The sequence below is a fragment of the Mesorhizobium sp. B264B1B genome, assembly GCF_020165765.1.
GTDB lineage: Bacteria > Pseudomonadota > Alphaproteobacteria > Rhizobiales > Rhizobiaceae > Mesorhizobium.
Map to the genome: position 1 here is coordinate 1 of NZ_JAIUIS010000005.1, position 14,628 is coordinate 14,628.

General features: G+C 64.0%; 13 protein-coding genes. All 13 read left to right on the forward strand.

Annotated elements, in window-relative coordinates:
• On the forward strand, positions 1–186 hold a 186-nt coding region (locus tag LB547_RS11575), incomplete at its 5' end, for a hypothetical protein (protein ID WP_224655983.1).
• Between the two features lie 156 nt (positions 187–342).
• Positions 343–1,380 carry a cell division protein FtsZ gene (gene ftsZ, locus LB547_RS11580; protein ID WP_140762541.1) on the forward strand — a complete coding sequence of 346 codons (1,038 nt, stop codon included), beginning with the start codon at positions 343–345 and terminating at the stop codon, positions 1,378–1,380.
• Positions 1,381–1,715: 335 nt separating this feature from the next.
• Entirely contained in the window at positions 1,716–2,690 is a 975-nt protein-coding gene (locus LB547_RS11585; RefSeq protein WP_181165158.1) for a sugar-binding transcriptional regulator, read from the forward strand.
• 45 nt (positions 2,691–2,735) lie between these two features.
• Positions 2,736–4,181 carry an ABC transporter substrate-binding protein gene (locus tag LB547_RS11590; RefSeq protein ID WP_140762538.1) on the forward strand — a complete coding sequence of 482 codons (1,446 nt, stop codon included), beginning with the start codon at positions 2,736–2,738 and terminating at the stop codon, positions 4,179–4,181.
• Between the two features lie 160 nt (positions 4,182–4,341).
• A complete protein-coding gene (locus LB547_RS11595) occupies positions 4,342–5,265 on the forward strand; it encodes a carbohydrate ABC transporter permease (protein ID WP_013896837.1) in 924 nt (307 codons plus the stop codon).
• A gap of 12 nt (positions 5,266–5,277) precedes the next feature.
• Positions 5,278–6,135 carry a carbohydrate ABC transporter permease gene (locus LB547_RS11600; RefSeq protein ID WP_140497759.1) on the forward strand — a complete coding sequence of 286 codons (858 nt, stop codon included), beginning with the start codon at positions 5,278–5,280 and terminating at the stop codon, positions 6,133–6,135.
• Between the two features lie 4 nt (positions 6,136–6,139).
• Positions 6,140–7,258, forward strand: a complete 1,119-nt coding sequence (locus tag LB547_RS11605; protein WP_140762535.1) for an ABC transporter ATP-binding protein — start codon at positions 6,140–6,142, stop codon at positions 7,256–7,258.
• Positions 7,255–8,379: an ABC transporter ATP-binding protein gene (locus LB547_RS11610; RefSeq protein ID WP_140762532.1), complete on the forward strand. Its 1,125-nt coding sequence runs from the start codon at positions 7,255–7,257 to the stop codon at positions 8,377–8,379. The genes LB547_RS11605 and LB547_RS11610 overlap by 4 nt, the downstream gene beginning before the upstream one ends.
• Positions 8,379–9,932 carry an FGGY-family carbohydrate kinase gene (locus LB547_RS11615; protein ID WP_140762529.1) on the forward strand — a complete coding sequence of 518 codons (1,554 nt, stop codon included), beginning with the start codon at positions 8,379–8,381 and terminating at the stop codon, positions 9,930–9,932. Before LB547_RS11610 ends, LB547_RS11615 begins: the two co-directional genes overlap by 1 nt.
• Positions 9,933–9,942: 10 nt before the next feature.
• Positions 9,943–10,983 (forward strand): 2-hydroxyacid dehydrogenase, encoded by a 1,041-nt coding sequence (locus LB547_RS11620; RefSeq protein ID WP_140497767.1) that lies wholly within the window; start codon positions 9,943–9,945, stop codon positions 10,981–10,983.
• A gap of 46 nt (positions 10,984–11,029) precedes the next feature.
• Positions 11,030–12,547 carry a glycerol-3-phosphate dehydrogenase gene (locus LB547_RS11625; protein ID WP_140762526.1) on the forward strand — a complete coding sequence of 506 codons (1,518 nt, stop codon included), beginning with the start codon at positions 11,030–11,032 and terminating at the stop codon, positions 12,545–12,547.
• Between the two features lie 48 nt (positions 12,548–12,595).
• Positions 12,596–13,537, forward strand: coding sequence for a sugar phosphate isomerase/epimerase family protein (locus LB547_RS11630; protein WP_140497771.1), 942 nt, complete (start codon positions 12,596–12,598; stop codon positions 13,535–13,537).
• Between the two features lie 234 nt (positions 13,538–13,771).
• Complete coding sequence (locus LB547_RS11635) at positions 13,772–14,605, forward strand: substrate-binding periplasmic protein (RefSeq protein WP_181168569.1); 834 nt, start codon at positions 13,772–13,774, stop codon at positions 14,603–14,605.
• The last annotated feature ends 23 nt before the right edge of the window (positions 14,606–14,628 follow it).

Here is a 14,628-nt window from a genome sequence, read left to right on the forward strand (position 1 = left end):
GTGAACCGCTTCGACGCCAAAACAGAAGCGGACAGATCATGTGCTACCAAACCGGACAACTTGATTAGCTACCGACAGGCTCGGCATCGGGCTCGGCGCGCGCAGGGTGAAGCCGGGATGCCGGCATCACTCTCGGGCATGCGCGGCCGTCGTGGGGATATGAAACGTCCCTATCACAAATCTTGACCTTCCCCGCACTTGCACCTCTGGCCGCTCTCTGGCTTTTTGGGACACCCATCCGAGCGGACTGATTCGTCACGCCGCTCTGCGTCGATTGCCGTTTTGCGGCGTGATCGATCTGGCGGGGCGTGAAGCGCGAGCGACTGGCGAAGGAGAAGAGGCATGGCCGAGTTCAAGAAGCCCGAGATCTCCGAGATGAGACCCAAGATCACCGTTGTCGGCGTCGGCGGCGGCGGCGGCAACGCCATCAACAACATGATCGCCGAGCAGCTTCAGGGCACCGAATTCATTGCCGCCAACACAGACGCGCAGGCGCTCACCATGTCCAAGGCGACGCGGCTGATCCAACTCGGCGCGCATGTAACCGAAGGGCTGGGCGCCGGATCGCTTCCCGAGATCGGCCGCGCCGCGGCCGAGGAATCGCTGGACGAGATTATGGACCATCTGGCCGGCACCCACATGTGCTTCGTCACCGCCGGAATGGGCGGCGGCACTGGAACCGGCGCCGCGCCGGTCATCGCCCAGGCGGCGCGCAAGGCCGGCATCCTGACGGTCGGCGTCGTCACCAAGCCGTTCACTTTCGAGGGCAGGCGCCGCATGCAGATGGCCGAAGAGGGCATCGAGCGGCTGCGCGAAAGCGCCGACACCGTGATCGTCATCCCCAACCAGAACCTGTTCCGGATCGCCGACGCCAAGACCACATTCGCCGATGCCTTCGTCATCGCCGACCGGGTGCTCTATGCCGGCGTCAGCTGCATCACCGATCTCATCGTCAAGGAAGGCCTGATCAACCTCGACTTCGCCGACGTCAAATCGGTGATGCGCGGCATGGGCCGCGCCATGATGGGAACCGGCGAGGCGTCAGGCGATAGCCGGGCGATGAAGGCGGCGGAAGCCGCCATCGCCAACCCGCTGCTGGACGAAATGTCGATGAAGGGCGCCAAGGGCGTGCTGGTCTCGATTTCCGGCGGCCGCGACATGACCCTGTTCGAGGTCGACGAGGCCGCCACGAGAATCCGTGAAGAGGTCTATGAAGACGCCGACATCATCGTCGGCGCCATCTTCGACAAGAGCATGGAAGGCCGGTTCAGGGTTTCGGTGGTGGCCACCGGCCTCGACCGCGGGCTCGGCGTGGAAGATGCCGATGCCGGCATGCCGCACGACCATTCCATGCCATTCGCGGCGCGGACGTTGCAATAGGCGCTGCTCGCCGGCGGTCTTGGCCGCTGCCGGGCACCTCGACGTCGCCGGCGCACCACCAAGTTCAGCCTGGAGCTGATCACCCGAAAGCGGCTTGCCGAATGGTGCGATCCGCTCACCGGCGAATGCTGGGCGCCGCCGCTTCACCTGGACGGCGGCGATGGCGATCGGGTTCCTGCGCTTTCGCTGCCGCTGTTACCCTGACCGGTGCCACGCCCGGTGTTCGCTCGTCCATTCTCGTTGAAAATCAGCGTTTGCAGGCGCTTGGCGCTTGACTCCGATGCGTCCATGTGAAAAATTTTGCAGAAACTGAAAAAAATATCAGAGGGCGGAACGTGGTTGGATTTGGAAACGGCCTCTTGCGCGATGATGAAACCGGCATGGCGGCACGCGCCGCCTGGCTTCATTACGCTGGCGGCCTGACCCAGTCCGAGGTTGCCAAGCGCCTCGGGCTGACCAGCCTCAAGGCCCACCGCCTCATCACCAAGGCCAATCAGGAAGGGCTGGTGAAGGTCTATATCGACGGCGAAGTCTCGGAATGCGTCGAGCTCGAGGACGAGCTGTCGCGCCGCTACGGCCTCGATTATTGCGAGGTGGTTCCCGATTTCGATTCCGAGGAATTGCCGCTCAAGGCGCTCGGCATCGCCGGCGCGCAATTCCTCAAGCGTGAGATCGAACGCGGCGAGCAGGCGCTGATCGGCGTCGGCCATGGCCGCACGCTCGCCGCCTGCGTGGAATACCTGCCGCGCAGCTCGACAGACAAGATCCGCTTCGTTTCGCTGCTCGGCGGCTTGACGCGGAAGTTCTCGGCCAACCCGCATGACGTCATTCACCGCCTCGCCGAGCGCACCGGCGCCGAAGCCTATGTGATGCCGGTGCCAATGTTCGCCAACACGGTGGACGACCGCGCGGTATTGCTGGGACAGAAGGGCATCAGCGAGGTTTTCGATCTCGCAAGATCCGCCGACCTTTTGTTTGCCGGCATCGGCACGGCCGAACGCGAAGCCTCGCTCGTCGCCACCGGCATGATCGAGAAGGGCGAGATGGAGGAGATCCGCCGCAATGGCGGCGTCGGCGAATTGCTCGGCCATTTCTTCGACGATGCCGGCAAAGCGGTGGCGACAACCCTTTCCAATCGGGCGCTGGCGCTGGCGCGCGAGGACATCGCCAGCCGCCGGATCGTCGCGGTCGCCGGCGGCAAGGTCAAGGTTCGAGCCGTCAAAGCGGTGCTGGAGGGCCGCTATCTCAAGGGCCTGATAACTGATGAGCGGACAGCGCGATCGCTCGTGGAGGAGACGCCAGTCGGGTAGCCGGCGTCGGTTCAGTTAAAACTACCCTGTGGAGGAGAAGACCAAATGCATGAGAAAGAGAAAGACCTCATTGACGCTTTCCTGCGCGGACAAGTCGACCGTCGTGGGCTGATCAAGGGCCTGGGTGCGATGGGCCTTGCCGCCGGCACGGCCGGTACGCTGCTCAATCTTGGGCAGACCCGGGCGCTGGCCGCCGACTTCGACTGGAAGGCGCACCAGGGCAAGACCATCAAGCTCCTGCTCAACAAGCATCCCTATGCGGATGCGATGATCGCCAACCTCGAAAACTTCAAGCAGTTGACCGGCATGAATGTCGTCTACGACGTGTTCCCGGAAGACGTCTATTTCGACAAGGTCACGGCCGCGTTGTCGGCGAGCTCGCCCGAATACGATGCCTTCATGACCGGCGCCTATATGACCTGGACCTACGGCCCAGCCGGCTGGATCACCGACCTCAATGAATGGATCAAGGATCCGGCCAAGACCAACCCCAACTATGCCTGGGATGACTTCCTGCCCGGCGTCAAGAACTCCTGCGCCTGGAACGGCAAGCCGGGCGGGGCCCTGGGGTCCGAAGACGCCAAGCAATGGTGCATTCCGTGGGGCTTCGAACAAAACAACATCACCTACAACAAGGGGATGTTCGACAAGGCAGGCGTCAAGGTTCCCGGCAATATGGACGAGATGGTGGCCGCGGCCGCCAAGCTCACCAAAGATGTCGGCGGCGGCGTCTACGGCATTGGCGTGCGCGGGTCGCGCTCCTGGGCGACGATCCATCCGGGTTTCCTTTCGGCCTACGCCAATTTCGACCAGAAGGATCTGAACGTGTCGGCCGACGGCAAATTGTCGGCCGCCATGAACACCGCCCAGTCCAAGGCTTTCCACAAGCAATGGGTGCAGATGATCCAGGAAAGCGGTCCGAAGGACTGGTCGACCTACACCTGGTATCAGGTCGGCGCCGATCTCGGCGCCGGCGCCTCGGCGATGATCTTCGACGCCGACATCCTCGGCTACTTCATGAATGGCGGCGACAACAAGATGGCCGGCAAGCTTGCCTTTGCCGCCTTCAAGGCCAACCCGGAAGCCAAGGCGCCAACGCCGAACATCTGGATCTGGTCGCTGTCGATGTCCAACTTCTCCAAGGACAAGGACGCCACGTGGTACTTCATGCAGTGGGCCTCCGGACCCGAGCATGCTCTGTTCGGCGCCACCAAGATGGATTTCGTCAATCCGGTCCGCCAGTCGGTCTGGACGGATGAGACGTTCCGCGAGAAGCTGAACAAGAGCTATCCCGGCTATGTCGAGATGTTCGACGCCTCGGCGCCGGGCGCCTCGATCAAGTTCACGGCGCAGCCGCTGTTCTTCGATCTCACCACCGAATGGGCGGCGACGCTGCAAAAGATGGTGGCCAAGGAAGTGCCGGTGGACGAGGGTCTCGACAAGCTGGCCGAAAGCATCAACGGCCAGCTCAAGGAAGCCGGCCTCGGCTAGATGTAACAGAGGACCGGCCAGCCTTGGCAGGCCGGTCCTCACCTGATCTTTTCAAGATTGCGACGCGGGGCCGTAAGGTGGCCGCCAATTCGCCCGACCGGCCGCCTTGCTCCCTTGGGCGGCCGGCAGGGCGGAGCGACAGGGACAACGGAGCAGCACGATGACTGCGGTGGTATCGCAAAGGCCCAAGCCCTCGGGCTTCAGGATCAGCAAGAGAGTGCTGCCCTACGTGCTCAGCCTGCCGGCTCTGCTGGTCTGCATCGGCATCCTGATTCCGTTCCTGACCTCGGTCGTCTATTCCTTCCAGCGCTATCGGCTGAGCCAGCCCTGGGCGCGGCAGTTCAACTGGGGCGACAACTATATCTCCTTCTTCACCGATCCGAAGTTCTGGAACACGCTCAAGATCTCGCTGCTCTATGCCGGCACCACGGTGGTGCTGGAACTGCTTCTCGGCCTCGCCATCGCGCTGCTTTTGCAGAAGCGCTCGACCCTGAACAACTTCATCTCGATCATGCTGCTGATGCCGCTGATGACGGCGCCGGCACTGGCCGCGCTGATGTGGAAGCTGATGACCAATCCCGGCTTCGGCGTGCTGAGCTATCTTGCCAGCCTCATCGGCTTACAGGACTTCCGCTGGGCCTCGTCGCCGTCGACGGCTTTGTTCACCGTCGTTCTCGTCGATATCTGGGTCTACACGCCTTTCATCATGATCCTGCTGCTTGCCGGCCTGCGCAGCCTGCCGACGCAGCCCTTCGAGGCCGCGGCCCTCGATGGCGTGCCGAGGAGCTTCGTCTTCTTCCGCATCACGCTGCCGATGCTGACGCCGTATATCCTGACGGCGACTTTGTTCCGCCTGCTCGATTCCATCCAGCAGTTCGACATCATCTACGCCATGACGCAAGGAGGACCGGGCGACACGCTGACCGTCTTCCAGGTCGAGGCCTATCTCAACTTCTTCCAGTCGACCAATGTCGGCCGCTCGGCGGCGCTGATGATCATCCTGTGGGCGATCACCTATTTCCTCTCCAACATCTTCATCAAGAACTGGCTCAGGCTGCGCGAGCGCGCCCGTGGCCAGGCATAGGAGGAGGCAGCCATGGAACACACCTCCTTGCTTGAACGCACCCTGCGCGGCGCGGCACTCACGCTGGTCGTGATCTTCTTCATGTTCCCGATCGTCTGGATCCTGATGATGTCGTTCCAGACCAACGAGACCATCCTGCGCATTCCGCCGCAGCTGGTCTTCGAGCCGACGCTTGCCAATTACACAGCGCTGATCACCGGCAAGCTGACGACCGCCGCCGGCACGCTCGACATCGCCTTCATGCGCAACCTGTGGAATTCGGTGTTCCTGTCGGTGACCTCGGTGGCGGTCTCGCTGCTGCTCGGCGTCCCGGCGGCCTACGCCTTCGCGCGGCACAAGTTCCGCGGCTCGGAGGACATCGCCTTCACGCTGCTGTCGTTCAGGTTCGCGCCGGCCCTGCTGGTGCTGTTGCCGCTCACGCTCTATTTCCAGAAGCTCGGGCTGGCCAACACCTATATCGGGCTGATCTGGGTCTACCAGCTGATCTGCCTGCCGCTGATCCTGTGGATCGTGCGCGGCTATTTCGAGGATATTCCGGCCGACATCGAATATGCCTATCGCATCGGCGGCCATTCCTGGTTTGCCACCTTCCGCAAGATCGCGCTGCCGCTCGCCGGCCCCGGCATCGCCGCTGCCGGCCTGCTTGCCTTCATCTTCGCCTGGAACAATTTCGTCTTCGCGCTGGTGCTGGCCTCGGCCGACAAGCAACCGGTGACGGTCGGCGCGCTCGCCTTCATCACCTCCTCGGGCATCCAGTACGGCCAGATCTCGGCGGCCATCGTCCTGTCGATCACGCCGACGCTGGCGCTCGCCCTCTATGCGCAGCGCTACCTGGTCGAAGGCCTGTCGCTCGGCGCGGTGAAGGGGTAGTTCCATGGCCAGCCTCGAACTCAGAAGCCTCGTCAAGCGCTACAAGAGCCAGACCGTGCTCGACAATCTTTCGCTGACCGTCGCCGACGGTGAGACGCTGGTCCTGTTCGGACCCTCCGGCGCCGGCAAGACGGTGCTGCTGCGCCTCGTCGCCGGCGTCATCGACCCCGACGAAGGCAAGATCCTCATCGGCGGCGAGGACATGACCGACGTCGACGCCGAATTTCGTGGCGTCGGCATGGCGTTCCAGAATTTCGCGCTGTTTCCGCATATGAGCGCATTCGACAACATCGCGACGCCGCTGGAGGCCAAGCGGTCGTCGCAGGGAGCGATCAAAGCCGGCGTCGAGAGCGTCGCCAAGCTGTTGAAGATCGCCCATGTGCTCTCCCACAAGCCGCGCGCTCTTTCCAACGGCCAGAAGCAGCGCACCGCGCTTGCCCGTGCGCTGGTCGGCTCGCCGCCGCTGCTGCTGCTCGACGATCCCTTGCGCAATGTCGACGCCAAGCTGCGTTTTGAGATGCGGCTCGAACTGCCGCGACTGCTTGCCGACCGCGGCGCCACCGTCGTTTACGTCACCCAGGATTATAAGGAAGCCATGGCGCTCGGCGACCGCATCGCGGTCATGTCGCAAGGCGTCATCAGCCAGCTCGGTACGCCCGAACAGATCTATCGCGAGCCGGCCAACATCGAGATCGCGCGGCTGTTCGGCGACCCGACCATCAACCTGCTCGACGTCAAGCCGGCGCTTGGCGCCAAGGGAATCCATGTCGCCCTGTCGAATGTGCAGGTCCATCTCGCCGGGGCTCCCGAGACCGCGGTCGGCCGCGACTGCATCATCGGGCTCAGGCCGGAAGCACTGCATTTCGTCGGCGAAAATGAACCCGGCGCCATTCCGGTGACGGTCGAGGCCGAAACCCCGCTCAACGAAAAGATCGTCACGCTGGTGCGCACGTTGCGCGGCCGCGAGATCCTGGTTTCGCGGCCGGCCGGAACACCGGGCCGCAGCGAAGGCAAGGCCCACATTGCCGTCGACGGCAAGAGCGCCCTGTTGTTCGATCGCGCCGGCGGCGAGCGCATCGGCTCGAAGAATGTCGTCAGTTTGCGCAACGGAGAAGCCGCATGAGCGCGAGCGCACTCACCATTTCCGGCGTCGACAAATTCTATGGCCCGATCGACCGGGGCGTCCACGCCGTCAAGAAGCTGACGATGGAGATCGACAAGGGCGAGATCGTGGCGCTGCTCGGTTCGTCCGGCTGCGGCAAGACCTCGACCTTACGCATGATCGCCGGCTTCGAGGAGGTGTCGCGCGGCGCGATCTCGGTCGCCGGCCGCCAGGTGCATATGCTGCCGCCGGTCAGGCGCAACGTGGCGATGGCCTTCGAGGGCTATTCGCTCTACCCGCCGCTGACGGTGCGCGAGAACATGGCCTTCGCGCTCAAGGCGGCCCGGCTGCCCAGAAGCGAGGTCGAGGCCAGGGTCGCCAGCATCGCCAAGCTGCTCGAGATCGAGGATATATTGGAGCGTTACCCAAGCTCTATCTCCGGCGGCCAGCAGCAGCGCGCCAGCCTCGGCCGGGCGCTGATCCGCGACGCCGATTTGCATCTGCTGGACGAGCCGATGGGGCAGCTCGAACCGCAGCTGCGTGCCGTGCTGCGCGGCCGCATCAAGCATTTCATCAAGGAGCGCGGCTTGACAGCGATCCTGGTCACGCACGACCAGACCGAGGCCAATGCGCTTGCCGACCGCATCGCGGTGATGGAAGGCGGCGTGCTGCAGCAGTTCGATACGCCGGACAGGATCAAGGAGCGTCCGGCGAACCTGTTCACCGGCACCTTCGTCGGCGAGCCGCCGATGAATGTCTTCGAGGCCTATGTCGGCGCCACCGCCGGGCGCATCAATCTCAGGCTTCCCGACGGGCTGTCGCTGGACTACGACAAGGACGCCTTCAGCGCTCCCGTCCGCGACCAGTTGCTCAGCCGCGAGCGCGTCGTCATCGGCATCAGGCCTTACGCGGTGCGGCGCTCGAAGGAAGGGGTCCCCGCCAGGGTTTCGGCCAATCAATGGCTTGGCGACCAGACCCATATAGCGGCCGATTTCGCCGGCGGCTCGCTGGTCCTGGTCGAGCACGACCGCACCCGGCTGGACCTTGGCGCGCCGATCAATGTCAGCATCGACCCGAAGAACCTGCATGTCTTCGACCAGGCGAGCGGCGAGGCCATTTCGCACGGCATGGAGCTCGCCTGATGCGTGATCTCTTGATCGGTATCGACGCCGGTACTTCCGTCATCAAGTCCATCGCCTTCGACACGAAAGGCCGGCAGATCGCCGCCGCGGCAACGCCGAACCATTACGAGACGCGGCCGGGCGGCGGCGCCGAACAGGATCTTGCGCGCACATGGGCGGATGCGGCGGCGACCTTGCGCCAGCTCGCCGAGAAAGTGCCCGATCTCGCCGGCCGGACCATCGCCATCGCGGTGACCGGGCAGGGCGACGGCACCTGGCTGATCGACGGCAAGGGCGAGCCGGTGGCGAAGGGCTGGCTCTGGCTCGACGCGCGCGCCGCCGGCGTCGTCGAGGAGATCCGCGCGCGGCCCGAGGACCGGCTGCGCTTCGAAAAGACCGGCAGCGGGCTCGCCGCCTGCCAGCAGGGCTCGCAGTTCGTGTTCATGAAGCGCAACATGCCTGAAATGCTCGACAAGGCGGCGACGGCGTTTCACTGCAAGGACTGGCTCTATTTCAAGCTGACCGGCGAGCGCGCCACCGACCCCTCCGAGGGAACCTTCACCTTTGGTGATTTTCGAACCCGCGACTATAGCGACGAGGTGCTCGACGTGCTCGGCGTCGCCGATCTGCGGCATCTCCTGCCGCCGGTCACCGACGGCACCAGGCACAGCGCCGGTCTGTCGCAGGCGGCGGCCGCCGCCACCGGCATGCTTGCCGGCACGCCGATCGTGCTCGGCTATGTCGACGTCGTCTGCACCGCGCTTGGCGCCGGCCTGCTCGACCGCGAGCGCAAGCCCGGCTGCACCATCATCGGTTCCACCGGCATGCATATGCGGCTGGCCGAGACGCCGGACGACGTGCAACTGAACGAGGCGGCAACCGGCTACACCATGGCCATGCCGGCGCCCGGCGTGTTCGCGCAGATGCAGTCCAACATGGCGGCGACCCTCAACATCGACTGGGTGCTTGGGCTCGCTTCCGGCATCCTCGCTTCGCAAGGCATCACCCGCAGCAATGGCGAGATGATCGCGCTCGTCGACACCTGGATCGCCGCCTCGCAGCCCGCCTCGCTGCTCTACCAGCCCTATGTGTCCGAGGCCGGCGAGCGGGGGCCGTTCGTCGATGCCAATGCCAGGGCCGGCTTCGTCGGCATATCCTCGCGCCACGGCTATGCCGACCTGGTGCGCGCCGTCTTCGAGGGATTGGCCTTCGCCGCGCGCGATTGCTACGCCGCCATGGGGCCATTGCCGCGCGAGATCCGGCTGACCGGAGGCGCCGCCCGAAGCCCGGCGCTGCGCAAGATCCTCGGAGCCGCCGTCGGCGCAGACATCCGCACCAGCCAGCGCGAGGAGGCCGGGGCGGCCGGCGCGGCGATGATAGCCGCGGTCTGCGTCGGCCTGTACAAGTCGATGGACGAATGCGTCGCGGAATGGGTGACGCCGCTGCTTGGCGAGGCGGAGCCGAGTGATCGGGACCTCGCCGCGATCTACGACAGGATGACCCCGTCCTACATGTTGGCGCACCAGGCGCTGCGGCCGGTCTGGCGCGCGATGGCTTCGGTGCAGGCAAATTGAGAAGTCGAGTATGCCCAGGAAAATAGCGATCATTGGTGACAACTTCATGCTTCCGGAGGTGTTTCGCGCCAAAATCGAGAAGGTCGCGAGCGGTGACCTCGATGTCAGGACATTGCAGACCGCCTGGCCCGACGAGCCGATGGAATTCGGCGATCCGGCGCTCGGCCTCGACAAGGTCAAGGAGTATTTCGGCCGTCCCGACGAGGTCGTCGAGTTCATTGGCGATGCCGAGATCCTCGTCACCCAGCTTGCACCATTGTCGGAGGGCATGATGCGCCGCCTGCCGGCCCTGAAGCTGGTCGCGGTGTCGCGCGGCGGCCCGATCAACATCGACATGGAAGCGGCGCGCGCGCATGGCATCACCGTCGTCAACGTGCCCGGCCGCAACGCGACCGCCGTGGCCGAATTCACCATCGGCGCCATATTGGCCGAAACGCGGCTGATCCGGGTCGGCCACGAAGCGCTGCGCAGGGGCGAATGGCGCGGCGATCTCTACCGCGCCGACCGCACCGGCCGCGAGCTTAGCGAGATGACGGTCGGCGTCGTCGGTTACGGCAATATCGGAACAAAGGTAGTCAGGCTGCTGCGCGCTTTCGGCTGCCACGTTCTGGTCAGCGACCCCTATGTGCAGTTGAGCGCAGAGGACCGCAACGCCGGCGTCGAACTGGTCGCGCTTGACGATCTCCTATCCCGCTCCGACGTGGTCACGCTGCATTCGCGGGTGACGCCGGAGACGCGCGGCCTGATCGGCAAGGACACCATCGCGCGGATGAAACCCGGGGTGATCTTCGTCAACACGGCGCGCGGGCCGCTGGTCGACTATGACGCACTCTATGAGGCGCTTGTTTCAGGCCAGATCGCCAGCGCCATGCTGGAGACGTTCGCGGTCGAGCCTGTGCCGTCGGACTGGCCCTTGCTGCAGCTTCCCAACGTGACGCTGACGCCGCATATCGCCGGCGCCTCGGTGCGCACCGTGACCTATGCGGCCGAGCAGGCCGCCGAGGAGGTGCGCCGCTATATCGCCGGGCTGCCGCCGGTCAATCCGTGCTGAGAGCGGCAGCCATGGTGCGCAAATCCTGTAGCGAGATCGTGACGAGATGAGCGGCGGATCCGAAATCGTCGATCTTTTCGTCATCGGCGGCGGCGTCAACGGCGCCGGCATAGCCCGCGATGCAGCAGGCCGCGGCCTCTCCGTCATCCTGTGCGAAAAGGACGATCTGGCGGAAGGCACCAGTTCGCGATCGGGCAAGCTCGTCCATGGCGGCCTGCGCTACCTCGAATATTACGAGTTCCGCCTGGTGCGCGAGGCGCTGATCGAGCGCGAGGTACTCCTGGAATCGGCACCGCACATCATCTGGCCGATGCGCTTCGTGCTGCCGCACAGTCCTGACGACCGGCCGGCCTGGCTGGTGCGGCTCGGCCTGTTCCTCTACGACCATCTCGGCGGCCGCAAGCGGCTGCCGGCCACCCGCACGCTCGACCTGCGCACCGCGCCCGAGGGCGCGCCGATCAAGGACGAGTTCAAGCGCGGTTTCGAATATTCCGATTGCTGGGTCGACGACGCCCGTCTCGTGCTGATCAATGCGCTGGATGCGCGCGAGCGCGGAGCGAAGATCTTCACCCGAACCGCCTGCACCGCCGCCCGCCGGGAAGGCGGCCTCTGGTCGGTGGAGATGCGCGACGGCAAGACCGGCGTGAAAACCACCGTGCGGGCGCGGGCGCTGGTCAATGCCGCCGGCCCTTGGGTCAACGACATCATCAACCGCGTTGCTGGCCAGAACTCGACGCGCAATGTCCGGCTGGTCAAGGGCAGCCATATCGTCGTGCCCAAATTCTGGGAGGGCCGCCAAGCTTACCTCATCCAGAACAGCGACAAGCGGGTGATCTTCATCAATCCTTATCAGGGCGATCTCGCCTTGATCGGCACCACCGACATTCCCTATGACGGCCGACCCGAGGACGTGGCGGCGGATGAGAGCGAGATCGAATACCTGATCAGGGTGGTCAACCGTTATTTCAAGCCTGGCCTCGCGCGCGGCGATGTCGTCTATTCGTTCTCCGGCGTCAGGCCGCTCTATGACGACAATGCCGACAACCCGAGTGCCGTGACCCGCGACTATATTTTCGAACTCGACGCGCCGGATGCTGAGGCGCCGCTGCTGTCCGTCTTCGGCGGCAAGATCACCACCTTCCGCAAGCTCGCCGAGCATGCGCTGGACAGGATCGCTCCGTTCTTCCCCCGGATGGGCAAGCCTTGGACGGCGAAGGCGCATCTGCCTGGCGGCGACATCGCCAATGCCGATTTCGAACAGTTTCTAGGAGATCTCGGGCGGGAGTATCCATGGATGCCTGCATCGCTGCTCAAGCATTACGGTCGGCTCTACGGCACCAGGACACGTCTTCTGGTCGGCGCGGCCCGTTCGCTCGCGGAACTCGGGCGATGTTTCGGCAAGGATTTCTTCGAGCGCGAGGCCAGTTACCTGTTCGAGCAGGAATGGGCTGAGACACCGGCCGACATTCTCGAACGGCGCACCAAGCACGGCCTGCATCTTTCCGCCGAGGAGAGATCGGCTTTCGAACACTGGTGCGCGAGCCGGCTGGCGAGGGCAGGGTGATGGCAATCATTGCCAATGTAGCGCGACAGGGCTGAGAGGATCGCGATCTTGGCATTCACGCTCTCCCTCAACACCAATCCGCTGGTCAATCGCTTTGCCGAGCCTGACGACCTGGTTGATACCATTGCCTACGACATCGGCATCAGGGACATTCAGCTCACGCATGAATTCGTCAATCCGGGCTGGCCGGCGGCGACGATCGTGAAATTCGTCCGCCTGTTTCGTGGCGCACTCTCCCGCACGGGCGTGCGCGTGACCTCGGGCATGACCGGTCCTTACGGCCGGCTCAACCATTTCGGCCATCCAGACGCGGACGTGCGCCGCTACTATGTCTGCTGGTTCAAGACCTTTGCCGACATCTCGGCCGAGCTTGGCGCCGGCGGCATGGGTACCCAATTCGCGATCTTCACCCATCGCGATTATGATGATCCCGCGCGCCGCGCGCGCCTGTTCGACATTGCACTGGAATGCTGGCGCGAGGTCGCCGAACACGCCCGCGCGGCCGGGCTTAACTACCTGTTCTGGGAGCCGATGTCGGTCGGCCGCGAGTTCGGCCACACGATCGAGAATTGCAGGCTGCTGCAGAATGCGATCGACGCGGCCGGCATGGCCATTCCGCTGGAGATGATGGTCGACATCGACCATGGCGACGTCACCTCCAGCAACCCGGCCGATATCGATCCCTATGCCTGGGCCGAGGCTTTCCCCAGGAAGTCGCCGATCATCCACATCAAGCAATCGTCGATGAACAAGGGTGGTCATTGGCCGTTCACAGCGGCTCACAACAGGGACGGCCGCATCACGCCTGAAAAGCTGCTGGAGACGGTGCGGCGCGGCGGCGGCACCGACAACGAGATCTGCCTCGAACTGTCGTTCCGCGAGCGCGAACCGGTCGACCACCAGGTGGTCGCCATGATCCGCGAATCGGTCGACTACTGGGCGCCCTTTATCGACACGGGCAGGCCTGATCTGCTGCCGAAAACCGGGTAGAGGTCGGGGCGGCAGCCGATGCCACTCGCGCCTGTTGGCGGTCCAACCGGTTGGCCCGCCAGCGAAGCAATCAGATATCCCAGATACATTACATAATACGAGTATTGCGGCAGCCTGCGTCGCTGATTGCTATAAAAGTACAATGCGAAAGATACTTTTGTTTAACTTCGCCATGCATACTGCGAATTGGTCCGATTTGTTTGTCCGGCTTCCCTCGCGAACTAGAGAATCCGCATGTCGGTTACACGTCGTACGCTGCTCACGGCCGGAAGCGTCGGCTTGCTGGTCGCGCAAGCTCGGGCGGCCAATACTCCAGGACAGCAGGCGGAGATCGCTCCCGTCGTCGGCGACAATGCGCTGCGCATTGCAATGCCGGCCTTTGCCTCCGATCCATTCTTCCCGGCCGATGGATCGGGGAACAGCGGCATAGACATGGAACTGGCCCGCGGCATAGCAGCGGAGCTCGGCGTCGAGCCGGTGTTCGACCGATCCGCCGCAACGTTCGACGGCATGGTGAAACAGCTGACTTCCGGCCAGGCGGACATAGCCATCGGCAAGCTCAGCCGAACCCTTCGCCGTGGCCGCTCAATCCTCTATTCCCGGCCCTATGCCATGCTGCACCAAGGCCTCATCGCCAATCGCCTCAACCTGGCGCGCATCGCGCAAGGCAAACCACCCGAGCAGATCATCCGCGATTTCTCGGGCGATCTCGGCGTGATCGAGGGCTCTTCATTCGCAACCTATGCCGCGACGACCTTCCCGCATGCACAAGTTCATCGTTTTGCAGGCTGGGACATGGTTGTCGATGCGATCCGCGATGGGACGATCGACATGGCGTATCGCGACGATTTCGAGATCAAGAAGCTGATGGTCGACGATCCGTCGATGACGGTCGCCGCGCGCTCGATCACGCTGACCGACAAGGTAGACACGATCGCAATCGGTGTGCGACCGGACAATCCGCATCTCGCGGCGTTTATCGACCTTTACCTCGATCTCGCGCGCGGTCAGCAGGTTCTCAACACTGACGAGATCATCGCGCGCTACCGGTTGGGGAGCAAAGCCTGACGATGGCTGTCACGGAAGCAGCC

Bases quoted from the DNA above. Each gene is read 5' to 3' on its own strand.
- LB547_RS11600 (WP_140497759.1), top strand. From the start codon at position 5,278: ATGGAACACACCTCCTTGCTTGAACGCACCCTGCGCGGCGCGGCACTC.
- LB547_RS11635 (WP_181168569.1), top strand. From the start codon at position 13,772: ATGTCGGTTACACGTCGTACGCTGCTCACGGCCGGAAGCGTCGGCTTG.
- LB547_RS11595 (WP_013896837.1), top strand. From the start codon at position 4,342: ATGACTGCGGTGGTATCGCAAAGGCCCAAGCCCTCGGGCTTCAGGATC.
- LB547_RS11625 (WP_140762526.1), top strand. From the start codon at position 11,030: ATGAGCGGCGGATCCGAAATCGTCGATCTTTTCGTCATCGGCGGCGGC.
- LB547_RS11610 (WP_140762532.1), top strand. From the start codon at position 7,255: ATGAGCGCGAGCGCACTCACCATTTCCGGCGTCGACAAATTCTATGGC.
- ftsZ (WP_140762541.1), top strand. From the start codon at position 343: ATGGCCGAGTTCAAGAAGCCCGAGATCTCCGAGATGAGACCCAAGATC.
- LB547_RS11615 (WP_140762529.1), top strand. From the start codon at position 8,379: ATGCGTGATCTCTTGATCGGTATCGACGCCGGTACTTCCGTCATCAAG.
- LB547_RS11605 (WP_140762535.1), top strand. From the start codon at position 6,140: ATGGCCAGCCTCGAACTCAGAAGCCTCGTCAAGCGCTACAAGAGCCAG.
- LB547_RS11620 (WP_140497767.1), top strand. From the start codon at position 9,943: ATGCCCAGGAAAATAGCGATCATTGGTGACAACTTCATGCTTCCGGAG.
- LB547_RS11590 (WP_140762538.1), top strand. From the start codon at position 2,736: ATGCATGAGAAAGAGAAAGACCTCATTGACGCTTTCCTGCGCGGACAA.